The organism is Pseudomonas gregormendelii, assembly GCF_017114825.1.
Lineage (GTDB): Bacteria > Pseudomonadota > Gammaproteobacteria > Pseudomonadales > Pseudomonadaceae > Aquipseudomonas > Aquipseudomonas gregormendelii.
Map to the genome: position 1 here is coordinate 1 of NZ_JADEVO010000046.1, position 22,912 is coordinate 22,912.

20 protein-coding genes and 1 tRNA gene are annotated in these 22,912 nt (G+C 57.2%); 8 read left to right on the forward strand and 13 right to left on the reverse strand.

Annotated features, from left to right (window positions below; all coding sequences use genetic code 11):
• Positions 1-773: 773 nt before the first annotated feature.
• Complete coding sequence (locus IMW75_RS23505; protein ID WP_237142324.1) at positions 774-1,976, reverse strand: ATP-binding protein; 1,203 nt, start codon at positions 1,974-1,976, stop codon at positions 774-776.
• A 672-nt stretch (positions 1,977-2,648) separates the two neighbouring features.
• Positions 2,649-3,296 (reverse strand): helix-turn-helix domain-containing protein, encoded by a 648-nt coding sequence (locus IMW75_RS23510; RefSeq protein WP_205893911.1) that lies wholly within the window; start codon positions 3,294-3,296, stop codon positions 2,649-2,651.
• Between the two features lie 339 nt (positions 3,297-3,635).
• Here IMW75_RS23510 and IMW75_RS23515 point away from each other — a divergent pair, with 339 nt between their 5' ends.
• A complete protein-coding gene (locus tag IMW75_RS23515; protein ID WP_205893912.1) occupies positions 3,636-4,391 on the forward strand; it encodes a lysozyme inhibitor LprI family protein in 756 nt (251 codons plus the stop codon).
• Between the two features lie 432 nt (positions 4,392-4,823).
• Here IMW75_RS23515 and IMW75_RS23520 read toward each other — a convergent pair whose 3' ends face one another.
• The 9 genes from IMW75_RS23520 to IMW75_RS23560 form a co-directional block, all read right to left on the reverse strand.
• Entirely contained in the window at positions 4,824-6,587 is a 1,764-nt protein-coding gene (locus IMW75_RS23520) for a DUF927 domain-containing protein (protein WP_205893934.1), read from the reverse strand.
• A gap of 106 nt (positions 6,588-6,693) precedes the next feature.
• Positions 6,694-7,572: a toprim domain-containing protein gene (locus tag IMW75_RS23525; RefSeq protein ID WP_205893913.1), complete on the reverse strand. Its 879-nt coding sequence runs from the start codon at positions 7,570-7,572 to the stop codon at positions 6,694-6,696.
• The gene (locus IMW75_RS23530) at positions 7,569-7,847 is read right to left on the reverse strand and encodes a hypothetical protein (protein WP_205893914.1); all 279 of its coding nucleotides are present in this window, start codon (positions 7,845-7,847) and stop codon (positions 7,569-7,571) included. Before IMW75_RS23530 ends, IMW75_RS23525 begins: the two co-directional genes overlap by 4 nt.
• 92 nt (positions 7,848-7,939) lie before the next feature.
• A complete protein-coding gene (locus tag IMW75_RS23535; protein ID WP_205893915.1) occupies positions 7,940-8,206 on the reverse strand; it encodes a hypothetical protein in 267 nt (88 codons plus the stop codon).
• 280 nt (positions 8,207-8,486) lie between these two features.
• On the reverse strand, positions 8,487-8,798 hold the full coding sequence (locus IMW75_RS23540) for a helix-turn-helix domain-containing protein (protein ID WP_336512441.1): 312 nt from the start codon (positions 8,796-8,798) through the stop codon (positions 8,487-8,489).
• The gene (locus IMW75_RS23545) at positions 8,737-8,955 is read right to left on the reverse strand and encodes a helix-turn-helix transcriptional regulator (protein WP_205893917.1); all 219 of its coding nucleotides are present in this window, start codon (positions 8,953-8,955) and stop codon (positions 8,737-8,739) included. Before IMW75_RS23545 ends, IMW75_RS23540 begins: the two co-directional genes overlap by 62 nt.
• A 73-nt stretch (positions 8,956-9,028) precedes the next feature.
• Positions 9,029-9,682, reverse strand: coding sequence for a hypothetical protein (locus tag IMW75_RS23550; RefSeq protein ID WP_205893918.1), 654 nt, complete (start codon positions 9,680-9,682; stop codon positions 9,029-9,031).
• 13 nt (positions 9,683-9,695) lie between these two features.
• Positions 9,696-10,934: a tyrosine-type recombinase/integrase gene (locus tag IMW75_RS23555; RefSeq protein WP_205893919.1), complete on the reverse strand. Its 1,239-nt coding sequence runs from the start codon at positions 10,932-10,934 to the stop codon at positions 9,696-9,698.
• 165 nt (positions 10,935-11,099) lie between these two features.
• Positions 11,100-11,176, reverse strand: a tRNA-Arg gene (locus IMW75_RS23560).
• A 348-nt stretch (positions 11,177-11,524) separates the two neighbouring features.
• Between IMW75_RS23560 and gabD the strand changes: the two genes are divergently transcribed.
• The 3 genes from gabD (at position 11,525) to IMW75_RS23575 (ending at position 15,787) form a co-directional block, all read left to right on the forward strand.
• The gene (gene gabD / locus IMW75_RS23565; RefSeq protein WP_045059478.1) at positions 11,525-12,967 is read left to right on the forward strand and encodes an NADP-dependent succinate-semialdehyde dehydrogenase; all 1,443 of its coding nucleotides are present in this window, start codon (positions 11,525-11,527) and stop codon (positions 12,965-12,967) included.
• 185 nt (positions 12,968-13,152) lie between these two features.
• On the forward strand, positions 13,153-14,430 hold the full coding sequence (gene gabT, locus IMW75_RS23570; protein WP_045059477.1) for a 4-aminobutyrate--2-oxoglutarate transaminase: 1,278 nt from the start codon (positions 13,153-13,155) through the stop codon (positions 14,428-14,430).
• A 142-nt stretch (positions 14,431-14,572) separates the two neighbouring features.
• A complete protein-coding gene (locus tag IMW75_RS23575) occupies positions 14,573-15,787 on the forward strand; it encodes an HDOD domain-containing protein (protein WP_205893920.1) in 1,215 nt (404 codons plus the stop codon).
• 112 nt (positions 15,788-15,899) lie between these two features.
• Here IMW75_RS23575 and IMW75_RS23580 read toward each other — a convergent pair whose 3' ends face one another.
• Both IMW75_RS23580 and desA read right to left on the reverse strand, forming a co-directional pair.
• The gene (locus tag IMW75_RS23580) at positions 15,900-16,889 is read right to left on the reverse strand and encodes a GGDEF domain-containing protein (protein ID WP_205893921.1); all 990 of its coding nucleotides are present in this window, start codon (positions 16,887-16,889) and stop codon (positions 15,900-15,902) included.
• 280 nt (positions 16,890-17,169) lie between these two features.
• A complete protein-coding gene (desA, locus tag IMW75_RS23585) occupies positions 17,170-18,354 on the reverse strand; it encodes a delta-9 fatty acid desaturase DesA (protein ID WP_205893922.1) in 1,185 nt (394 codons plus the stop codon).
• Between the two features lie 145 nt (positions 18,355-18,499).
• Here desA and dibA point away from each other — a divergent pair, with 145 nt between their 5' ends.
• The 4 genes from dibA to cysT all read left to right on the forward strand — a co-directional run bounded on the left by dibA (position 18,500) and on the right by cysT (position 22,903).
• On the forward strand, positions 18,500-20,422 hold the full coding sequence (gene dibA, locus IMW75_RS23590) for a phosphodiesterase DibA (protein WP_205893923.1): 1,923 nt from the start codon (positions 18,500-18,502) through the stop codon (positions 20,420-20,422).
• A 227-nt stretch (positions 20,423-20,649) separates the two neighbouring features.
• A complete protein-coding gene (gene oscA, locus IMW75_RS23595) occupies positions 20,650-20,832 on the forward strand; it encodes a sulfur starvation response protein OscA (protein ID WP_007975618.1) in 183 nt (60 codons plus the stop codon).
• A 98-nt stretch (positions 20,833-20,930) separates the two neighbouring features.
• On the forward strand, positions 20,931-21,944 hold the full coding sequence (locus IMW75_RS23600) for a sulfate ABC transporter substrate-binding protein (protein WP_045059472.1): 1,014 nt from the start codon (positions 20,931-20,933) through the stop codon (positions 21,942-21,944).
• 140 nt (positions 21,945-22,084) lie between these two features.
• Positions 22,085-22,903, forward strand: coding sequence for a sulfate ABC transporter permease subunit CysT (cysT, locus tag IMW75_RS23605; RefSeq protein WP_045059471.1), 819 nt, complete (start codon positions 22,085-22,087; stop codon positions 22,901-22,903).
• Positions 22,904-22,912 lie beyond the last annotated feature (9 nt).

Below are 22,912 nucleotides of genomic sequence, written 5' to 3' on the forward strand. Positions count from 1 at the left end.
GTAGAGGTACACTTTTTCAACGCTGGCATTGGGACGCATCATGGTGATGGGCTCCTGAAGAAAATCGGGAGCACAGCATCAGCCGTCAGCTATCCGCTTGGAATGTGGGGTTCACGGAGCGGATACCCTGTTTCGGGGGGGATCGGCTATTGACGCTGCTCATTCATGGGTGAGTGATTGGCTGATGCCATCTCACGTCGGTGACACCAAATCGCGCCGCAAACTCAACAACGGCTGAGTAGCGCCCATCCCAATTCGACGATCCTTCTCGTATAACAGCGCCTGAGTTAAGCAGCGCGTAACACACGGCGTAGTGCGGACAAAGATAGTTGAAAAGTGCTCGAACACCCTGTGTTGACTCTGGAAGGTGTAGCAAATCGTAAAGCCCATGACGCATCCCCAGCACACAAAGGTAATTGACTATCGGCTCTGAGGATTGTCACTGGGCAACAACTCAAAGGACAAAAAAAAGTCACCGCTTATTGGGATGCCGCCTATGCTCGTTTTCTATGACATCAACCCGCCCATCAGGGCAAAGTCCGATTATCGACAATGAGCCTGAGCTCCCATTTCGGTAGGCAGGCGTGGAGTAGGCACGAGGTATCGAAATTTCTGCCGGTACCACCACCCCTCCTGAGTAGTCGCACCATCTGGGATCACGGAGTTGACGAACATCGTGGAACCAGCGGGCAACCGGCAGGGTTGCCATTAGGTCTGGGGGTAGTCACTGACCGACGTGGCGCTATCTCCACATCAATTTAATCGGCGATATGTCACAAATACTCTTTTTGCCGTCTAATGAATTGTCCCAGCAAAGGGACTGCAAAGGAGTATTTACCATGTCGGTTTTTATAAATCAGACCAGACTCTGCCAAACTCGACAGCATTTGATTAACGTGACTGCTTCCGAAAGGTTTTTCTATTACCTCTTTGGACTTCATTGTCACATCCTGTACGGAGAACTCACCATCGCAGTGATCAAGCTCCGCAATTACTCCGAGTAGTTCTCGCTGCCGATCGGTTGCTCTCGCCCAACGTCCCACAAAGAAGTCGCTATCCAGCTTGCGAAGAATTTCATCTGCGGGCACCCCAGGGTTTTTACCATTGCCAATTTGCTGTATGAAGACGTCATAGACTTCCCTACATATAAATTGCACAAAATAAGGATATCCTCCAGATAGAGAGGCGATTTGTTGCATAGAAGATTTTGACAGCTTAATTGGGTAGTCCTTAAGAGGGATGCTTATGGCGTCGTGTACAGCTTGTTCGCTCAGCTTGTCGAGCATCACAACCCGGAACATCCGCTCTGCATAAGTCCGTGCTTCTACGAGCTTTGGAAACAGAGTCGGTAAGCCTGTCAATGCGAGCATGAACGGAACTCCCTTACGCTGGATAGACTGGAAAACATCTAATAGCATAGAAAGTGGAAACTGGTCTTTCTGCGCATGATCCGATAAGTTTTGAGCCTCGTCATAGGCAAAAATTATCCCAGCAACGCCTAGATTCTTGATGGAGTTCCAGACAATTTCTAAGACGCGTTTCACCTTGTCTTCTACAAGGCCAGGGGTCGTCTCATATATATTTTGAAGGGTTTGATAGTTTAATGTTTGATCTACGGTTGATTCAGTTCTGGAAAAACCTATGCCTTCGGAAACTTGAAACTCTCCAACCTTTACAGCAGAAGTCACAACAGAGAGGTCCGTTAGCAAGCGAGTAGCGATGCTCCCTTCATTCAGGCTTGCGCTTTCGGATAGATCAGTACCAACCCACAACCATTTTCCTTGCTGCGCCATGGGTTTAAAAGTTTCGAGTAACACCGTCTTCCCAGTACCCCTCAGTCCTGTTAGGACTAAATTCTCGAGAATCGTTCGTTGCTGTAGAAGGCGCGCGAATTCCTTTTTTTCATCCTCCCGACCTGCGAGGTAGGGAGGCATATGCCCCGCGCCTGGCTTGAAAGGGTTTTGAAGTGCGGCCATGATTAGCTCCAGCTATAAACTTAGTAAGAATGCTAAATTTACACTCAGGGCTGGAAATGTCAAATACCGTCTAGCGGGGTTTTGACGTTTCTAATAGCTTTTCGCTTGCCATGATGAGGTATTAGACGGGTTTGACGCCTTTATCACCCGCTACAGTTCGGCTCGGTCACACAGCATGGCTGAACAGTGAGGATTCTCTCTCGGGATCTACAGCCGCACTACCCTGAAGAATCACCGCTGCTCTGCGCCTTTGGCAAGCGCCCGCCTGCCATCCTTGGTTAGCTGGTCGAGTGCCTGGCTCTCGAATGCTTCGGCCATAGCGGTGGCCTTCCTGATAAACAGCAGCGCCAGCTCGGGCGGAAACCCGCGTGCAAATCTGTTGGCGGTACTCGTTGCCAAATGCGTACCAAACAGCGTGCTGATGCACAGGAGGGAAAGGTTTGAAACCACTGCCGCTATTACCTTTCGCATAATTATCAAAAGTTAACAGCTTGCGGACACAGAGATAGGCCAGTTGCGAGCAGTAAATTCAGGCGTTTTGCCAAAAAATTGATGCGTTTTAACCTCGCTTTTGACGCGGTGTAGCTTGCTAACGTTAACAACCTGTTCGTCGTTCTTTGGCATCACATTCTGTGAGTGAGAACAGCTCTCTCACTGGCGTACAAATCGATGCTACTCAGCAAATAGGGCTTGCTGAACAGATGCGGCAACCTGCTGGGCCGTGAATATGGGGTATTCGTATTCAATGAGGGCTTTTTCACGCTTCTTGCTCAGAATTCTTGATTCTACGGAGCTGGACAGCTCGTTAATAAGTCGCTCCAGCTTTCCACCTCCTCGCATTGATTCAAAAGCGCTTCCGTGATGCTTTCGGACAACTGCCAGTGAATCGCTCAACTCGACAGAAATGTCTGCCACCTTACCCAGCAATACACGGTCCATGCTCGCACCTTCCACGGCGATAGCTGTTACTGCCGCTAGGCCAGAAAGATATTTGTCGTTGTAGCTGGTCAGGACGCCCTTTAACACGCCTGTGATCATGGCCTGATTGCCTTCCTCTGGCGCTAGGCCAATGTCATCGGTGCGGCCTAGCAGGTAGTCCGTGGTGACGCAGTAAAGGTCTGCGAATCGTAAAGTGATCTTCAGGCTAGGTGCGCGTCTTCCGTTCTCGAAAAGGCTGATCATCGTCAGGTTGGTGTAGCCAAGGCGGTCTGCCACCGCAGCCATTGTAAAACCTGCCGCATGGCGCGCTCTCTTAAGGCGCTTGGCGACAATATCCCGCAAGGTTTGATCTTCCTCTTTGACGCGGTTCGATATGGTCATGCTCTGCTCTCTTATCGGGTATGAAGGGGCCAGGCTTCAAGAGCTATCTTGATTCTCCAAACGGCCCTCGGCAAGGCATCAGTCCGCTACGTTGAGTGGCTGATGTGAGATAGCCACTTTGACACGTTGCACATTTCGCAGATTGATCAACGAACACCGATCCGGTGTAGTTCCTAGGCCCCCAAGGCCTACGGGCCTCGAAGCAACTAGCTTCCGCTGTTTCCTCATGGATTTGTGCAACTTACGCTGCCAGCCGATACCTAGGCTCACCGTTTCCACATGAGCAATCTCAAAGTGATATCGTTGGGAATTCGACGAATGACATTAAGGATTGATGCTATGTTCAAAAAGATTTTCCTGCCAATGGCTTTGCTTGCGCCTGCTTTCGTCCAGGCGAACGAAATAAGCACGTATGTTCAGGAGAATGTCGCCGGTGTATACCGCGTCAATGTCTACGGTCTTAATCAGCAGCCAGGGCCAATACGTCTAGGTTATGCGGACGGTGACAGGCTGGCGATGGATCTATGGGGCAAAAAAAAGTTTATGCAGATCCACAGCGTGGATGCCGACGTTGGCGCGGTTAATTTGGTGGACGGCAAGGGGGATCTCTCGACGCTTTCCATGCAGTACGGCAACGGTAGCATGACCTTGGAAAACGGCGTGGAGCTGCACCTGAGCATTCTTCGCAGGCTCACGGACATAGACAAGGCGGCTCTACGGAAAGACACTCCCCCCGTCGCGGCCCTCATTACAAAAACCGTTTTGGCACCCGCTGAATTAGCATTGGCCGACAAGGCTCCTACTACTCACCCGATGCCGGTAGGCCCCATCAAGGCAAGTTTCGACTGTACCAAAGCATCGACGGCAGTAGAGGGGATGATTTGTGGCAACGCCGAACTAGCCGCACTCGATGTACGGCTTGCCGCCGCATACAAAGCATTGCGTAACGATGCCCAAGACAAAGCGGCCTTGAAACAAGAGCAAGTTGCTTGGATCAAACAACGTAACGCATGCCGCGTAGCCGACTGCCTCATTACCATCTATAGCGAACGCGCAGAGGCGATGGAAAGCGCACTTGCTCATAATGCTCACTAATAAAACGCCATGGTCGGTTTGTCAGCGCCAGCGATGATTGGCGGGATGTGATCTAGCAGGCCAGACAGCAGGGTTCATAACGTCACCTGGCCCGGATTTTTGATAATCACATGTTCCTGTAATTCAAAAAACACCGGCAACAGCGGCAACAGTGGCAACAGCCCCGGAATACGCGGGCTCCAGCCGTTTCAGATGTTGCCAATCTGTTGCCGCACGTGTTTTTTGTGGCAACGGTGATAACAAAAAACCGCAGGAGGAAAGCTCCCTTATATTGAAACGTAGGTGTGTTGCCAGTTGTTGCCACTTTTTTTATAGGGTGGCAACGGCTAAGAGGCCTGCCCTGCAAGGCCGTTGCCACTGTTGCCACTGTTGCCACCAATTCTAGGTTCCTATGAACTTGGGCATTCTGGGTGAGTGGTGTTTGAGTGACGTTCATGCGCCGCCACCTTCCATGTCCAATGCTTCTTGATCGACGACATGCAGGCGAGCTTGCCCGCCACCAGGTAGCCGGTAGTTTTTTGTATTCCGCCCGATATCGCGGCGCCCCAGAGCGCCAGCCCCCTCTAGTGCCTTGATAACACGATTAAATCCATACCCGTGCGCGGCCTCGATCAGTGCGGGTTTGTTGAACAGGTACAGTCGCTTCCCCATTGATAACTCCCAGAATCCGGCCCGGTTATGTACCTTGGTGTCGGGGGTCTGGTCGTTCACGTTGGTGAATCGGCTATCACCGTGCTTGGCGATGAAGTCGCTAACGCTAGACAGGATTTGCCTGTCTTCGGCATTGCCACTGCCCACACGACTTAACCACTCGCCATAGAGCAACTGGCAGTCAGCTATGGCGCTACCCTGCGCCCAAGGCAGCAGGCTGTAGGTGATAGCCATTTCCCCAGCCAGGGCAATGACGGCGAAGCGATCCGCAACACGCCCCGCCTGAGCGTTGTCCTCGATGAAGCTGGCGCGTATACGGGCGAAGTCTTCCAGCAGGCCGGGACGGTCATCACTGGCAAGTAGCTTTTCCACGAATGCTGGCCCGATGTGGCCATGGTGGGTGCCAACAGCAACGGTCAGCAGTCGGTGGAAGTCCGCGCCCGCCAGGCCGTGCAATTCGTCGAAGGCGCGGTGGGTGCGAGTACCGGCGTTCACGTCCACCATGCGAAGTTCAGCGCCAGCATGGGCCGCATTACCGCCGATGGACGCGTGTTCAGACAGGGAGCGCTCGCCACTCGACAGCGCCAGCAGACGCCACGACAGCTTGGCCCGACCTTCACGCTCACGGGTCATGGTGCCTTTACCCTGGCCGTTGGCGAGCGAGTAGGCCATTTCCTGTACGCGCTTGGGGTCGGCGCGCTTGATTTCGTCCAGAGGGAGCATGGTGTCATTGCGGCTCGATGCCTCGATTTCCAAACCGCCTTTGGTCATGTCCCAACTGGCGGCAAAGATTCCAGGGTCGCCCCATACCGAGGAACCAATCAGTTGTGCCAGCGATTTGCCGCTAGAACTGTCGCCCACCAGGTGAACGCCACCACCCAACACACCAACCAGACTCAGCAGCGGGCCAGCCAGCGCGCAGCCAATCGCCAGCGTCAGTACCGGGTTGCCTTCGCACTTGGCCGCGACTTCAGTTTTCCAGCCCTCCAGATCTCCGCGCAGGCTGAATAGGTTCTGTCCCTTGCCGCTGGCCTGATAACGCACCTTGTCGCTACCGATGGTGCGGCCAGGCAGTACAAAGGCGCCCGACTCATGCCAGCCCGGTCGGCAAGTGGTGGCGAACACCTCGGCGGGGCGCTGCTCAAGTAAGTACTCCATGAATGCGCCACGCTTTTTCAGCGCGATGATTACGCCCATGCCGAACAGTTGGCGCCTGGCATCCTCGCCACTACCGCCGAACACCTCCATGGGGATGATCCATTCCTTGATGCCGCTTTCTGTCACCAGTCGCAGTAGACGGCCTTCGCTACCATCGTCGCTATTGGTCGTCCGGGCCACTACGGTCACGGGGCTGGCGATCCACTCGTCAGTGATTGGGCGGTCTGTTTTGTCGTCGTCGGTCTCATCATCGGCGGCGGTGCGTTTAAAGCCGTGCCAATACACACCGGGTCGCAGCTTGCGGCCTTTCTCATTGGTAACCCAGTGTTCATACACGCACCAGCAAGGTCGCTCAGGAGGCCTAATCGTCGGGATTTCACACGTCAGAAACTTGGCCGAGACCTTTGACGCTTGGCTTGCGGTAGTTTTTGCCGTGTTGGCCCCGTCAGTCGCCCCTGCCGTGCCTCCTAGGTCAATCGTCTGGCTGGCTACGTTATTCGTTGGCATGGTCGGCTTCCCAGCGGTATAGATCGTTGAAGTCCGTCAGGGTGTCGGGCGCACTGTTCGGCCAGTCGGGAAACGCCACTAATCCACCCACTGCAATGGCGGCGGCATTGGCGGCGGTGCGTCCGGGATTGCCCTCGGTGCACCGGTCGTCGTCGCCCGCAATGATAATTTCGATGTTGTGGTGTTCGGCTTTAAGCACCAGCGCCACTGGTTTTAGGTTCCCGGCATTCATGGCGCACGCGACGGTGTAGCCGTTTTCGTGAAGCGTTGCGCCCGTGGCTAGCCCCTCACAAATGACCAGCGGGTTACCTGGTGTGATGCGACCCAGCGGTGAATAGGTGCCCTTGATCCGGCCACCGAACAGGAAGCGCTTACCACCGTCCGGAGCGATCCGTTGCAGGTTGGCCAGCACGCCATCGGCATACAGCGGCACCAGCAATTCGTCACCACGCTGGCGCAGACCGTGGGGCCGTACACTTTTGGCAATCAGGTACGGGTGATCGGGATCGGCACGGTGCGCATCACGCCACCAGCGTTGAGCAAGGTTCAAGGCCTTGAGCTGGCGCCGCTGTTGCTCGGCTTCGCGCTGGCGCCGTGCCTGCTCGATCCGCTGGCGCACCTGCTCGGCTTCCCGATAATCGACGGGCTCTCGACTGCTCCAAACGCGGGAACCATTCGTTTTCCAACTGCCGAACGCACCGGACGCGATGCCGTCCAGGTACAGCACGTACCAGCCGTTAAGCGTACCGGCCTTGTCGTCAGGCACGCGGAAACGATGAATCGCACCGTCAGGCACGGGAAGCCAATCAAGCGGGCCATAGACCGACTGGAGCGCGTCACGGAAAAGGATCGTCGCGTCTATCATGCGGCCTCTTTGGCAGCGCCAGCAAAGACCCGACAGATCCGGCCATTATTCACGGCGTGCCAGTAGGTCAGATCGTCCAGTGAATCAATTAGGCAGGCCGTCACTAAGGCATTAGAGCTACGCATAACTACGCGGGCGCACTCGACGTCGGCTTCGGTTAGGAACGGCCCTATCAGCGCCCTGGGAGCTTTCGGATGGGTCACATAAAACAGCTCGGTGACTTTCTTCGGGCAAGCCTTCGGCGTTCCCGCTTTTTTGCAGGTTGTTTTGATCATTGTGGTTATTCCGTTACGAGGCTCTCGGTGCTACTCGCTCCAGAGCCGTTAGGCAGACTGGAGCGCGTCACGAAAAAGAGTTACTGCGTCAGTCATTCACTGGCCTGCGAAGGATCAACTCGGGCGATTAAGGCCTTAAACTCCTCGATGATTTCCGATAGCCAGCCTGCTCGTCCGGAGCACTGCTCTAGCTCGTAAAAATCGCGAAGCTCAGAACAGGCCTCAATCAGCAGGGCTAAGCTATCGTCGTCGATGGCTGGTGCAGTGGGGTCGCAGAAATCGTCGCCAAGAGCCTCCGGTGTCCTGCTTGTGTTAGCAGCCGTATATGGTTTGCCATTCAAAGGCCTCACGCTACCCATGACGACAACTCCTGACTGTGTTTGATGGATGCGTTGCAATGAGCAACCAAGGCGCAAGAACTGCGCACTGTAACGTCCCTGGAGTTGATATAGGCATGGCTCAGAAAAGGTACCAACTGCGGCCCGTTCACTCCGCACCGCCTTGCACTTCCGAGGCGCGAGCAATGCTCATGCGGTTCGTTGTAGCGCTTGAGGCGAGTTGGCAGGCTGGAGTTGGCGCGGAGTGCGCTTAAGGCCATGCGACGGTGAGCAAGTGCGCGGATTTTGGACGGATAGAGGCTCATGCGAAAACCCCTGGCGGGTTGGAGCTGAGGTAATAAAGCGCGATCCCGCGATGTGTGCGGCCTTGCTCGTCAGTGAGCACAAGACGGTGAGTAATAATCTTGTGGCCTAGATCCCGCAGCTCGCAAATACGGGCGCCTGGGCGGAGAATATTCAATTCGCGGATGGCAGCTAACGTATCGATAGGCCCCATTTGCAGGCGCTTCAATAGTCGCGCGCACTGAGCTGTTCCGTTGTTTGTATTCATTTTAAAAAGCGTCCCGTGCTTCGATCTTGGCCTGGAGCCACGATTGAATTTCGGACACGACATAGAACGCGGCCGCTTGGCGGGTATCACTATCCTTGAGGGGGCGCGGAAAGGTTGGGTCTTTTTTGCGGAGCTTATCCAACCCGGACCGGGACAAGTCGAGCCAGTCGCACAGCGCTGTCTGACGGATAAGGGCTTTGCTTGGAGTTTCTTTGTGCATGGGTGTGTCCATATGTATATGAGGAAGACACCCGCTATTCTCCGCATACTTACTTAGGAAGCACCCATTTTAATTAGACCTTCGACACTCCTGATTTGCCGACCTTTGACAGCAGAGCACCTATTCGCTTGTCGTGTAGATACATTCCTGCTGCATTGAACGCCGCTCGGGTGAACTCCAGTCGTCCGGGCGCTTTTTTCTGTCTGCATCCCTGCCAGATCACTAGGCAGGTACGCGCTAGGGCAATCTGGTAGGGCTTTTTCTTTGGGCCTCTCGGACACTTTTTTACAGCTGCTGCGTTGAGGGCTTCCTGTACGGATCTCCTTATAGCTCTCGGGCCATACACCTGCCCGCTGCCTTCTTCACTCGATACCCAGTCAATGTCTTCCCAGAGGATGCGATTTTGAGCGACGTAGATATCTTCACGAGTCTGTGCGTCGCATTTGCTGAGCGCATCTAAGAGTGAAGCATTATCCAAAGTAAGCATGGCCCGTAGCGAACGAAGAGTATCCTTGTGCGTTGCGGCTCGCCGTTGGCCTTTTCTGTCTTCGTTTTTGGCCATTGCTACGGAGTGAATAAGATTCCAAAGATCGTCATTACTGATCGTGTGCTCGGTGTACTTATGGGCTGCGATAATGAGCTGACGGTTCTCTTCGCCGGAAACTGTTGCTTCAGAACCGAGCCTTGACCAATGCGTCCCCCTCTTGGGCCAGTTCACGCCAGCCATATAAGAACCTGCTTCATGCGCGTTTGAACTCCATGACATTGCCTGTAGCTAGCCTGTCCAGGTGATCGGCATACCACTGCATCATGGTCGTCCGCTGGGTCAGATATTGAGCTTTGTTGTATACCCCGGCAATCCCATCTTTGACGTGCGATAACTGGGCCTCAATGTGGTTTTCGTCGAATCCGTGTTCGTTGAGGATCGTGCTGGCGATGTGTCGGAATCCGTGGCCGGTCTGCCGACCTTCATAGCCAAGTCGGCGCAGGGCCATCAGGAAGACGGTATTGGAGCGCGGCTTTGTGGTATCGCTGCGACCAGGGAACAATAATGGATACGTGCCAGTGATTTTTTGCAGATCGCTTAGTAGCTCGATGGCTTGCCGTGGCAGGGGGAACACATGTTCACGACGACGCTTCATTCGTTCAGCGGGTATCGTCCAAAGGCCGGCGTTTAGATCAAATTCAGACCATCGAGCCTCCCGCAGCTCAGACGGTCGGCAGGCGAGCAGAGACAGTAAGTGCAGACCAATACGAATGTCGGCAGCGCTCGGGTACGCTCTAATGGCTCGTAACAGGGGCGGCAGCTCGTCGATTGAAACATGCGCATAGTTCTCGGCGGGCTTAGTCAGCAGGAACTTGTGCAGCCCCTCAAGCGGGTTGTGAGTGGCACGGCCGGTGACTCGGGCTAGGTCGTATATCTCCCGGCATATGGCTCGTACTCGGCTGGTCTGTTCGACAATGCCGGTCTGTTCCATGCCGCGTAGGAACTCCATCCATTCCATTGGCAGAACGTTTTGATAGGGACGCTTACCAAAGACTGGAAACACGTGAAGTTCCAAAGCACCTATGACCCTGGTAGCCGTCCCGGCACTCCAGCCTTTGCGCTTGTTGGCGTACCACTCGCGAGCCAGATGCTCGAAAGTATTGTTGGCTGCCTCGCGCTCCGCTGCCTTTTGGGCGCGCTGGGTGGCGAGCATGCTGCCATCTTTCGTTGTTCCGTCGCGTAGCTCTGCTGCTTTCTGGCGCGCCTGTTCGCCGGTCAACTGGTGGCTACCTTTGCCATAGCTTCCCAGGCCTAGCCAGGACCATTTACCATCGGCTTTTTTGTAGCGCAGCTCCCAGGATTTCTGGCCGGTCGGCTTCACTCGCAGATACAGCCCAGCGCCATCTAGCTCCCGGTAGGTGCTGGCCTCTGGCTCAAGGCTGGCCAGAGTGGTGTCTGCCATCGGACGGCGCTTAATCTCCGAACGCTTCATGCGTGTATGCCCCAGTTTCAAATTTTAGGCGAGCATACAAGCAGGCATACACGGGGCGCAATGCTGTGTGGGTTCATTCGTAGACATGCAGACACAAGAAAGCCCGCACAGTGCGGGCTTCTCGGGGTGTTTCCGATCATGTGGGAACATGTGAAAACTTATGGTTGGTGCACCAGGCGGGATTCGAACCCACGACCACTGCCTTCGGAGGGCAGTACTCTATCCAGCTGAGCTACTGGTGCAAGCGGGCGCCATGATACTCATAAGCGCTGCGGGCGTCCATGCTGCTGAATCGCCTGTGTTTTTTGGCCGCCGAGCGGGCGGTTGTCACGTTGATCAGAAAAAATGGGCAAAAGAGCGGTTTTCGTTCTTTTTTTCGAACAGGCTATTGTCCTTTACCCCCTTTGATCCTAGGATTCGTTTGAGATTTCAAACGCTCTTGTCTGGGTGCTGAACCGCGCGAGTCCAATCCGTGCGCTATTTATGTGCTTCAGCCCGGTGAATGATTTCCCTGACGGCAGCCTATAAGGCGCCTTTCTACAATCATAATTTGCTCCGCGCCCGGCGCGGTGCTGTTAAGGAAAGCCGACATGCAGCTTAAAGACACCCAGTTGTTCCGCCAGCAAGCCTTCATCGATGGCGCTTGGGTCGATGCGGACAATGGTCAGACGATCAAGGTCAACAACCCGGCAACGGGCGAAATTCTGGGCACCGTGCCGAAAATGGGCGCTGCCGAAACCCGCCGGGCAATCGAAGCCGCAGACAAGGCGCTGCCGGCTTGGCGTGCACTGACCGCCAAGGACCGTGCGAACAAGCTGCGTCGCTGGTTCGAACTGATCATCGAAAACCAGGACGACCTGGCTCGCCTGATGACCCTGGAACAGGGCAAGCCATTGGCCGAAGCCAAGGGCGAAATCGTCTACGCCGCTTCCTTCATCGAGTGGTTCGCCGAAGAAGCCAAGCGCGTCTACGGTGACGTGATTCCGGGCCACCAGCCAGATAAGCGCCTGATCGTGATCAAGCAGCCCATCGGCGTGACCGCGGCAATTACCCCGTGGAACTTCCCGGCCGCGATGATCACCCGTAAAGCCGGCCCGGCCCTGGCCGCCGGTTGCACCATGGTGCTCAAGCCTGCTTCGCAGACTCCGTTCTCGGCGTTCGCCCTGGCTGAGCTGGCCCAGCGTGCCGGGATTCCTGCTGGCGTGTTCAGCGTTGTTTCCGGCAGCGCCGGCGACATCGGCAGCGAGCTGACCAGCAACCCGATCGTGCGTAAGTTGTCCTTCACCGGCTCGACTGAAATCGGTCGCCAGTTGATGGCTGAATGCGCCAAGGACATCAAGAAAGTGTCCCTTGAGCTGGGTGGCAACGCGCCGTTCATCGTGTTCGACGACGCGGACCTGGATAAGGCCGTCGAAGGCGCGATCATTTCCAAGTACCGCAACAACGGCCAGACCTGCGTCTGCGCCAACCGCCTGTACATTCAGGATTCGGTCTACGATGCGTTCGCTGAAAAACTGAAAGTGGCTGTGGCCAAACTCAAGATCGGCAACGGTCTGGAAGACGGCACCACCACTGGCCCGCTGATCGATGAAAAAGCCGTGGCCAAGGTCAAGGAACACATTGCCGACGCGGTGGCCAAAGGCGCCACCGTGCTGTCGGGTGGCAAATCCATCGAAGGCAACTTCTTCGAGCCGACCATCCTGACCAACGTGCCGAACAACGCAGCCGTGGCCAAGGAAGAAACCTTCGGCCCGTTGGCGCCGCTGTTCCGCTTCAAAGACGAAGCCGAAGTGATCGCGATGTCCAACGACACCGAGTTCGGCCTGGCGTCGTACTTCTATGCCCGTGACCTGGGCCGTGTATTTCGTGTGGCTGAAGCCCTGGAATACGGTATGGTCGGCGTCAACACCGGGTTGATCTCCAACGAAGTCGCGCCGTTTGGTGGCATCAAGGCGTCGGGCCTGGGCCGTGAAGGCTCCAAGTACGGCATCGAAGATTACCTGGAAATCAAATACCTCTGCCTGGGCATCTAAGCGCGGCAGACGGGAATGCAATAAGCGGAAAGGGCACGAGAGCGCTGACCCTTTCTGCGTTTCAACCGGAATTTTCTCTGTGGCCGGGAAAGCTATGGCAGTCGATCATCGCATGCTGCCGTAGTTGCCTCCCCGCCGCATTTTCCTTGAACCACGCCGCCCGATGAGCGGCGAATGAGGACTTTATGAGCAAGACTAACGCTTCTTTGATGAAACGCCGCGAAGCCGCTGTACCACGCGGTGTTGGCCAGATTCACCCGATCTTCGCCGAGTCCGCGAAGAACGCTACCGTTACCGACGTTGAAGGTCGCGAGTTCATCGACTTCGCCGGCGGTATCGCAGTACTGAACACCGGTCACGTGCACCCGAAAATCATCGCCGCCGTGACCGCGCAGCTGAACAAGCTGACCCACACCTGCTTCCAGGTGCTGGCCTACGAACCGTACGTAGAGCTGTGCGAAAAAATCAACGCCAAGGTGCCTGGTGATTTCGCCAAGAAAACCCTGCTGGTGACCACCGGTTCCGAAGCCGTAGAGAACGCCGTGAAAATCGCCCGCGCCGCCACGGGCCGTGCCGGCGTGATCGCATTCACTGGCGCTTACCACGGTCGCACCATGATGACCCTGGGCCTGACCGGTAAAGTCGTGCCTTACTCGGCCGGCATGGGCCTGATGCCAGGCGGCATCTTCCGCGCGCTGTACCCTAATGAACTGCACGGCGTGAGCGTCGACGACTCGATCGCCAGCATCGAACGCATTTTCAAGAACGACGCCGAGCCGCGTGACATCGCTGCGATCATCATCGAGCCGGTTCAGGGTGAGGGCGGTTTCTACGTCGCGCCTAAAGAGTTCATGAAGCGTCTGCGCGCCCTGTGCGACCAGCACGGCATCCTGCTGATCGCTGACGAAGTGCAGACTGGCGCTGGCCGGACCGGCACGTTCTTCGCCATGGAACAGATGGGCGTGTCTGCCGACCTGACCACCTTCGCCAAGTCCATCGCTGGCGGCTTCCCGCTGGCGGGTGTGTGCGGTAAGGCTGAATACATGGACGCCATTGCTCCAGGCGGCCTGGGCGGTACCTACGCCGGTAGCCCGATCGCGTGCGCTGCTGCGCTGGCAGTGATGGAAGTGTTCGAAGAAGAGCACCTGCTGGATCGCTGCAAGGCAGTCGGCGAGCGTCTGGTCACTGGCCTGAAAGCCATTCAGTCCAAGTATCCAGTGATTGGTGAAGTACGTGCCCTTGGCGCGATGATCGCGGTCGAGCTGTTCGTAGACGGTGACAGCCACAAGCCAAACGCACCGGCAGTCGCCGCCGTTGTAGCCAAGGCTCGCGACAAAGGCCTGATCCTGCTGTCGTGCGGCACCTACGGCAACGTTCTGCGCGTACTGGTACCCCTGACTTCGCCGGATGAACAACTGGACCAAGGTCTGGCAATCATCGAAGAGTGCTTCTCGGAGCTTTGATCTACAGTGCTCGTATGAAAGTGTGAGCTGATCGACAAAAAAACCCGCCTAGGCGGGTTTTTTTTGTACGTGAAACCCACAGCGCTGTTTCCTGTGGCCTGCATTGAATATGGTGCATGCATTGAGAGGGGAGCCTGTTTGCATGAGAGCTGTTGAGTTACCCGCTGTACCTCGAGTGCTGATTGCCGAGGCGGATCCGTGGTCGCGGGATTTGCTCCAGCAAGTACTGCTGAACGTGCGCTGCGATGCTCGCATCGATCTCTGTGCCGATGGCCAGGACGCGTTGTCGCGACTCGCGGAAAACGCCTACGACCTGGTGATCGTCGACTGGGAGTTGCCTGGTGTGGATGGCTTGAATGTGTTGCGCAGCGTTCGCCAGCGCAAGCGCAATCCGCCGTTGCCGTTCATTCTGATGAGCAGCCGCAATGACAGCACCAGCGTGCGCGAAGCCTTACCGTTGGCACCTACGGCTTACCTGACCAAGCCGTTGAACATGGAAAACCTGACCCAGCGATTGCAGGATCTGCTGCTTGATGCCGGGCAGGAAGTTTTTTGTGAAGTGCCGGCCCTGGCGGCGGGCATGACCTTGGCGGTGTATCTGGAGCGCCGGCGGACTCTGGCTGACGGTGCACCACTGATGACCGATGTGGAGGTAGCGGTCAAACGCAGCCTCAACCCCGACGGGCTTGACCTGACCGTCCTCGAAGAGGGAACGCGTACCGATCCGCAGATTACCGCCGTGCTGATCGCTGCCGCCAACAGCGCCGCCCAACACCGCGGTGCTGCCGTGCAAACCCTGGCCCAGGCCCTGCATCGCCTGGGCTGCGGGCAGAGCATGAACCTGATTCTGGGGCTGACCCTCAAGCGCACCGCGCGGCTCAGCGACCCGTACCTGGCTGACTACGCCGAGCGTTATTGGGACCTGTCGCTGCATACCGCCGAATACGCGCGGACCCTGGCCCGTCTTCTCGACCTGGACCAGGAGCGCTGTTATTGCGCGGGCATGCTGCATCGGCTGGGTGACCTGGCCTTGCTGCGTTGTTTGCAGGAATGGAAGCAGGCCGGCGGCGAGCTGGGCGAGTTGGCTGAGGTCGACGAAGCGCTGAGTGGATTTGCGGCCGCTTACGGTTCGGCGCTGCGCACCCGCTGGCGCCTGCCGCTGGAGCTGCGAGAGCTGATCGCGGCGGTCTATCAGCTCGGTGGCGGGGTTTATTCCCGCGAAGCGCTGGTGATGAACATGGCGGCTCAACTGGCGGGCCTGGGCGAGGATGAGGGGCTTGAGGCGCTGGCCAAGGGGCGCACGGCGAGGTTGCTGCAGATCGGCCTGCCGGAGTTGGTGCGGTTGCGCAAAAAATAGCCACCCCCGCCCCGCAGGAGCTGCCGAAGGCTGCGATCTTCTGATCTTTGGTTAGCCCCAAATCAAAAGATCGCAGCCTCGTTTCTCTCGGCAGCTCCTACAGGGGGGCGAATCAGCCGGGGATGATCCGGTTCTTGCCCTGTCGCTTGGCTTCATACATCGCGGCATCCGCCCGGGAGAACAGGCTGTCGACACTGTCATCCTCAGGCAAGAGGCTGGTCAGGCCCTGGCTGATGGTGATGGTGAAAGTCCGGCTGTCGTGGCTGAAACTCAGTTGTTGAATTTCCCGTTGCAGGCGCTCGGCCACCTGCATGGCCACCCCGGGCTCACAGCCTGGAAACACTGCCGCAAACTCCTCTCCGCCGATGCGCCCGAACACGTCACCACGACGCAATGCGGCGCGACCGCACTCAGCGATGCGTTGCAACACGTTATCGCCTTCCTGGTGGCCATAGGTGTCGTTCACGGTCTTGAAATCATCGATATCCAGCATCAGGAACGACAGCGGGGTGCCCTGGGTTCGCGCCCGCTCGAACTCGTGGTTGGCGCATTCAAAAAAATGCCGGCGGTTGCTGCTTTCGGTCAATTCGTCGGTAGTGGCCAGGCGTTGCAGTTCGGTTTCGAGGTGCTTTTTTTCGGTGATGTCTTCAGCAATGCCGACGATGATCAAAGGCTGGCCCGGCTCGCCCTGGCGGTTGATAAAGCACTTGTCGCTCAGCCAGCGTACCTGGCCGTCGGCGGTAACGATTCGATACTCACGGTCTTCGACCGAGCCTTTGTCCAGCACGGAGGCCAGGCTGCGCTCGGCTTCTTCCAGGTCATCCGGGTAAACGCTGTCGCGCCACTGGTTGTAGTCGGCCAGCAACGGGTCGGTGGGGCGCCCAAAAATTCGTTCGTAGGCCGGGCTGACATAGAGCACCTCGCGGGTTTCCCAGTTGAATGCCCACAGCACCGCATTGACGCTCACCAGCAGCGAGCTCAACAGCTGTTCGCGTTCACTCAAGCGCGCGACCTCGCCTCGGGCCTGCATCAGCGCCATCAGGGTCTGGGCGGCCTCTGGCCATTGCGGCGGGGAAGAATCCTGCGGGTTTTTATCGACCATCGACACTAATCTCAAAGAGCGTGCCGCGAGTTCGGCAGCGGCTGCAACGAAGACCGCCAGGGTGGCGAAGTGCTTTTGAGATAGGGGATTTGGAACTAAGTTCCCGGGGCAGGGAGAGCAGGGGGATGCACCCGCCGGGCGGTAAGCTAAGGGTTTTATCGCGTGCAGCGGTTGTTCAGGGGGCGTTTGCTGCGCAAAAAGCGAGCGGGAGCAAGCATACTCGCCACAGGAGCGCGCCTTGCTGTCGCGGAGCACCTCGGGCGAGGTGCTCTGCGTGGGGTCAGGCGTTGGCGGGGCGCAAGGAGTAGGTTTTCAGCTGGTCGGCGAAGTCACGCAGGGACTGAATCCCGCTGGCTTCAGCCTCGTGAATCCATTCCTTGATGGCTGCCAGCATGTCGTGACCATTGGAACTGGTCTTGACCCAGATCTGCTGCAAAGCCAGGCGCTTCTCGTAAATGACTTTCAGGGCCTGACTGTGCTCGAGCATGGTCTGGATCCGCACATGGTGCTTGTCATCCAGCAGGCTGGTTTCACGCGACAACAGACGCTTGGCCCGGTGAAACTGGTGGCGAACGGAGTGATCGACCTTTTCCAGCTCTTGCTTGACCAGGGGCGCGATGACCAATTTGCGGTACTGGGCCATGATCTGGAAACGATTGTTGAGGATCGCCATGGCGGTATCCATGTCCAGGTTGCCTTTGCCTTCAACCCGATGGGCAATTGGCGCGACCCGCTGAACCTTGGCCAGGCGCAGGAAGCTGAAAACCTGGATCCAGGCCCAGCCGAGGTCGAACTCCCATTTCTTCACCGACAGTTTTGCCGAGTTGGGGTAGGTGTGGTGGTTGTTGTGCAGTTCTTCGCCGCCAATCAGGATGCCCCACGGCACCAGGTTGGTGGCCGCATCGCGGCATTCGAAGTTGCGATAACCGATGGCATGGCCCAGGCCGTTGACCACGCCGGCCGCCCACACTGGGATCCACATCATCTGGATGGCCCAGATGGTGATGCCGATGGTGCCGAACAGCAACACGTCGATGACACCCATGATTGCCACGCCCAGTAGCGGAAAGCGGCTATACAGGTTACGTTCGATCCAGTCTTCCGGGCAGTTCTTGCCATAGATGCGCAGGGTCTCCGGATTTTCCGCTTCGGCGCGATACAGCTCCGCACCTTTGCGCAAAACGGTGGACAGGCCCTTGACGACGGGGCTGTGCGGGTCATCGACGGTTTCGCATTTGGCGTGATGCTTGCGGTGGATAGCGGTCCACTCACGGGTGTTCTGCGCCGTGGTCAACCACAGCCAGAAGCGGAAGAAATGTTTCAGGCCGGCATTGAGCTCAAGGGAGCGATGGGCTGAATAGCGATGCAGATAGACAGTGACGCCGATGATTGTGATGTGGGTCATCAGCAGGGTGACTGCCACCAGTGACCAAGGCGACAAGCCAAGAAAACCTTCGTACCACATAGGCTGTAGGGCCCTCGATAAAGAAAAAAACAGCCCTCGCATTATCACCAAGCGCACAGATAAAACCAGTCACCCTTTCAGATAAGAGTGGCTGGATGTTTCTTTACCCTATAATTCCAATCATTTGAGGGACATGGACGACCGAATGTCTGCCACCTATCGCGACGCCCTGCGTGCAGCGCTGCTGTATCTGCTGCTTTCCGTCCTCTGGGTTTCGCTCAGCGGTTTTGCATTAAACAGTTTCTTCGATGATTCGGCCGAGGCGTTGCACTGGCAAACGATCAACGGCTACATCTGGCTGATTCTAAGCGCGGGCATTATTTTCATTGCCCGCACGCGTTTGTTCCGCTGCCTTGGGATCGGTGCGCAGTTGCGTGAGCGTTCTGCGGATAGAGAGCGGCTGCGTCAGGCGGCGGCCGTGTTCGATTGCACCCGCGAAGGCGTGCTGGTCACAAATGACAAAGGATTGATCGTTCACGTCAACCGGGCGTTTATGCAGATCACCGGCTATCAGCGCGAAGAAGTGATGGGCCAGCAACCGAGCCTGTTCAAATCCGGTCGCCATCCGGCGAGCTTCTACCAGGCCATGTTCAAGACGCTCAACAGTGTTGGCGAGTGGAGCGGTGAAATCTGGAATCGGCGCAAAAGCGGGGAAATCTACCCGCAGTGGCAGACGATCCGTATCGTTCGCGACGATGATGGACGGGTCAGCCAATACGTGGCGGTATTTTCCGACATCAGTGCAATCAAGAACTCCGAGAATGAGCTGACCCATCTCGCCCATCACGACCCATTGACCGACTTGCCCAATCGCCTGCTGTTCACCGACCGCGCCGAACAGGCCGTGGCATCGGCACAGGTGCACAAGCGCGGCTGCGCCCTGCTGGTGATCGACCTGGATCACTTCAAGATGATCAACGACAGCCTCGGTCACACCGTGGGCGATCAGATGCTCAAGGCCGTGGCCGAGCGGCTGCTGGCGATGTTCGGGCCAGGCATTACCCTGGCCCGCCTCGGGGGCGATGAATTTGCAGTCCTGGCGGAAGGTTGCCCGCAACTGGTCCATGCGGCGGCGCTGGCCCAGCGGATCATTGACGGCTTCAAGGAAGCCTTCGTGATCGACGGCAATCAGCTGTTCATCAACGCCAGCGTGGGCATCAGCCTGTTTCCCAGCGACGCCCTGAGTGCCGCGCAGTTGCTGCGTAATGCGGACGCGGCCTTGTTCAAGGCGAAAAATGCAGGCCGCGACAGCTATGCGCTTTATACCGAAGAACTGACGGCCCAGGCCCAGCAGCGGGTCGAGACCGCGTTCGAATTACGCAGGGCGCTGGAGCAGGATGAGCTGCGGGTGTATTACCAGCCGGTCCACGACCTGAAGACCAGTCGCCTGATCGGCGTCGAGGCGCTGGTGCGCTGGGAGCACCCTCTGCGGGGTTTGGTCTCGCCTGCCGAGTTCATTCCCATCGCCGAGCGTACCGGCCTGATCGCGGAAATCGATGCCTGGGTCATGCAGCAGGCGTGTCAGCAAATGTGCCAATGGCAGCAGTCCGGCGTTGTGTTGTCGTTTGTTGCGGTGAATGTGTCTGCGCGGCTGTTTGCCCGTCGTGAGCTGTACCAGCAGGTGGCGCAGGTGCTGCGCGACACAGGGCTCAACCCGGCGTTTCTGGAGCTGGAGGTGACAGAAAGCGCGGTAATGGATGACCCGGAAGTGGCGCTGGAGCAGATGCATCGCTTGCGTGAGCTGGGCGTGCGCCTGGCGATCGATGATTTTGGCACCGGCTATTCATCCTTGCTGCGGCTCAAGCGCTTGCCAGTACAGAAACTCAAGATCGACCAGGGTTTCGTTGCCGGGCTGCCGTGGGACGACGACGACGACGTGGCGATCGTGCGGGTCATTATCGCGTTGGCCAAGAGCATGGGCATGCAGGTGCACGCCGAAGGGATCGAGCAGGTCGAGCAGGCCAGTTTCCTGCTCGAGCACGACTGCGATCTTGGCCAGGGCTACTGGTTCGCGCGACCAATGCCTGCTGCGCAGCTCGACTGGGCGCGGGCGCCGCTTATCGGTTAGACGTTCTTGTGGTCCCCTTGAAAGATTGCGCAGCATCAATCGCAGCCTCGTTTCACTCGACAGCTCCTACGGGGCGGAGGATGGGCGGTGTTCGTCATGAGTACTTCTGGTTATATAAACATTCTTAAATAGTCTTTTTAAGAATATCCGCACCTATCTACTATTGGTCTCACGCCGCAAGCAGTGCCGCCACTGCCAGGCAACCTCTCAGTCGAAGGAGCAGCACCATGAGCGCATCCCTACGTAGCGTTGACGGCCAGGACGAAGCAACCATCCTGCGCGAGATCCAGAGCGCACTGCGCGACCTGCGGTTCGGGGCAGTGGAAATCACTGTGCACAACGCTCAGGTCGTCCAGATCGAACGCAAGGAAAAATTCCGTCTGCAGCAGCCGGGCAACAAGCCGGGCTGATCAATGATCACGCACTTGGCCGAACGATCTTTGAGCCGTACCGCGATTCCATAAAATCAAAAAAAGCCAACACAATCAGAATTCCAGGAGCTTTCACCATGTCGTCGATTCGTCATTTCGCTTTGGCCGCCCTGGCCAGTGCCCTTTTTGCTGGTTCTGCGGTTGCCAAGGACTACGAGCTCCTTAACGTGTCGTACGACCCGACTCGCGAGCTGTATCAGGAATACAACGCAGAATTCGTCAAATTCTGGCAGAAAGACCACGCCGGCGATTCGGTGAAAATCCAGCAGTCCCACGGTGGCTCGGGCAAGCAGGGCCGTGCGGTCATCGACGGTCTGCGTGCCGACGTGGTGACCCTGGCACTGGCCGGCGACATCGATGAAATTGCCAAACTCGGCAAGACCTTGCCAGCCGACTGGCAGAAGCGTCTGCCGGAGGCGAGCACCCCTTACACTTCGACCATCGTGTTCCTGGTGCGCAAGGGCAACCCGAAAGGCATCAAGGACTGGGGCGACTTGGTTAAAAATGATGTGTCGGTGATCACCCCGAACCCGAAGACCTCCGGCGGCGCACGCTGGAACTTCCTCGCGGCCTGGGCTTATGGCCTCAAAGCCAACGGCGGTGACGAAGCCAAGGCCAAGGAATATGTGCAGACGCTGTTCAAGCACGTCCCTGTGTTGGACACCGGCGCTCGCGGTTCGACCATCACTTTCGTCAACAACGGTCAGGGCGACGTGTTGCTGGCTTGGGAAAACGAAGCGTTCCTGGCTCTGAAGGAAGATGGCGGCGCCGACAAATTCGAGATCGTCGTGCCTTCGCTGTCGATCCTGGCCGAACCTCCAGTGGCTGTAGTCGACAAGAACGCCGAGAAAAAGGGCAACCAGCAGATCGCCGAAGCCTACCTCAAGCACCTGTACAGCCCGGCCGGCCAGGAAATTGCAGCGAAGAATTTCTATCGCCCACGTGACAAGGAAGTCGCCGCCAAGTATGCCCAGCAGTTCCCGAAACTGGAGCTGGTGACCATCGACAAAGACTTCGGCGGCTGGAAAACTGCCCAACCGAAATTCTTTAATGATGGCGGGGTGTTCGACCAGATCTATCAGGCGCAGTAATCTCACTCGAAACGAGCCCCAACATGTGGGAGCGAGCTGGCTCGCGAAGGCGGTATTTCAGTGACAGGGATGTTGACTGATTCTTCCTCTTCGCGAGCAAGCCCGCTCCCACATTGATGCGTTTTTAACCAAGGACTTTTATGTCGCGTCGTATCTCCCCCGTCATACCCGGCTTCGGGCTGACGCTGGGCTACACCTTGGTGTACCTCAGCCTGATTGTGCTCATTCCACTGGCGGCGATGTTCGTGCACGCCTCTCAACTCACCTGGGATCAGTTCTGGGCAATCATCTCCGCGCCTCGAGTGCTGGCGGCGTTGAAGCTGAGCTTCGGCACTGCGCTCTATGCCGCGATCATCAACGGCATCATCGGCACGCTGCTCGCCTGGGTGCTGGTGCGCTATACCTTCCCGGGGCGCAAGATCATCGATGCGATGATCGACTTGCCCTTCGCCTTGCCGACCGCCGTAGCCGGCATCGCGCTGACTGCCCTCTACGCGCCTAACGGCTGGGTTGGCCAGCTGGCGGCGGATTTGGGCTTCAAGATCGCCTACACCCCCCTGGGTATCACCCTCGCGCTGACATTCGTTACGCTTCCATTCGTGGTACGTACGGTACAGCCGGTATTGGCCGATATCCCTCGTGAAGTCGAAGAAGCGGCGGCGTGCCTGGGTGCCAAACCCCTGCAGGTGTTTCGCCATATCCTGGTGCCAGCGCTGTTGCCAGCCTGGCTGACCGGCTTTGCCCTGGCCTTTGCCCGGGGGGTTGGCGAATACGGCTCGGTGATTTTCATCGCCGGCAACATGCCGATGAAAACTGAAATCCTGCCGCTGCTGATCATGGTCAAGCTCGACCAGTACGATTACACCGGCGCCACGTCCATCGGTGTGTTGATGTTGGTGGTTTCCTTCGTCCTGTTGCTGCTGATCAACCTGCTGCAACGCCGTATCGAAACCCCATAAGGAGGCGCA

Bases quoted from the DNA above. Each gene is read 5' to 3' on its own strand.
- IMW75_RS23505 (WP_237142324.1), bottom strand. From the start codon at position 1,976: ATGGCCGCACTTCAAAACCCTTTCAAGCCAGGCGCGGGGCATATGCCT.
- IMW75_RS23510 (WP_205893911.1), bottom strand. From the start codon at position 3,296: ATGACCATATCGAACCGCGTCAAAGAGGAAGATCAAACCTTGCGGGAT.
- IMW75_RS23515 (WP_205893912.1), top strand. From the start codon at position 3,636: ATGTTCAAAAAGATTTTCCTGCCAATGGCTTTGCTTGCGCCTGCTTTC.
- IMW75_RS23525 (WP_205893913.1), bottom strand. From the start codon at position 7,572: ATGATAGACGCGACGATCCTTTTCCGTGACGCGCTCCAGTCGGTCTAT.
- IMW75_RS23530 (WP_205893914.1), bottom strand. From the start codon at position 7,847: ATGATCAAAACAACCTGCAAAAAAGCGGGAACGCCGAAGGCTTGCCCG.
- IMW75_RS23535 (WP_205893915.1), bottom strand. From the start codon at position 8,206: ATGGGTAGCGTGAGGCCTTTGAATGGCAAACCATATACGGCTGCTAAC.
- IMW75_RS23540 (WP_336512441.1), bottom strand. From the start codon at position 8,798: ATGTCGTGTCCGAAATTCAATCGTGGCTCCAGGCCAAGATCGAAGCAC.
- IMW75_RS23545 (WP_205893917.1), bottom strand. From the start codon at position 8,955: ATGCACAAAGAAACTCCAAGCAAAGCCCTTATCCGTCAGACAGCGCTG.
- IMW75_RS23550 (WP_205893918.1), bottom strand. From the start codon at position 9,682: ATGGCTGGCGTGAACTGGCCCAAGAGGGGGACGCATTGGTCAAGGCTC.
- IMW75_RS23555 (WP_205893919.1), bottom strand. From the start codon at position 10,934: ATGAAGCGTTCGGAGATTAAGCGCCGTCCGATGGCAGACACCACTCTG.
- gabD (WP_045059478.1), top strand. From the start codon at position 11,525: ATGCAGCTTAAAGACACCCAGTTGTTCCGCCAGCAAGCCTTCATCGAT.
- gabT (WP_045059477.1), top strand. From the start codon at position 13,153: ATGAGCAAGACTAACGCTTCTTTGATGAAACGCCGCGAAGCCGCTGTA.
- IMW75_RS23575 (WP_205893920.1), top strand. From the start codon at position 14,573: ATGAGAGCTGTTGAGTTACCCGCTGTACCTCGAGTGCTGATTGCCGAG.
- IMW75_RS23580 (WP_205893921.1), bottom strand. From the start codon at position 16,889: ATGGTCGATAAAAACCCGCAGGATTCTTCCCCGCCGCAATGGCCAGAG.
- desA (WP_205893922.1), bottom strand. From the start codon at position 18,354: ATGTGGTACGAAGGTTTTCTTGGCTTGTCGCCTTGGTCACTGGTGGCA.
- dibA (WP_205893923.1), top strand. From the start codon at position 18,500: ATGTCTGCCACCTATCGCGACGCCCTGCGTGCAGCGCTGCTGTATCTG.
- oscA (WP_007975618.1), top strand. From the start codon at position 20,650: ATGAGCGCATCCCTACGTAGCGTTGACGGCCAGGACGAAGCAACCATC.
- IMW75_RS23600 (WP_045059472.1), top strand. From the start codon at position 20,931: ATGTCGTCGATTCGTCATTTCGCTTTGGCCGCCCTGGCCAGTGCCCTT.
- cysT (WP_045059471.1), top strand. From the start codon at position 22,085: ATGTCGCGTCGTATCTCCCCCGTCATACCCGGCTTCGGGCTGACGCTG.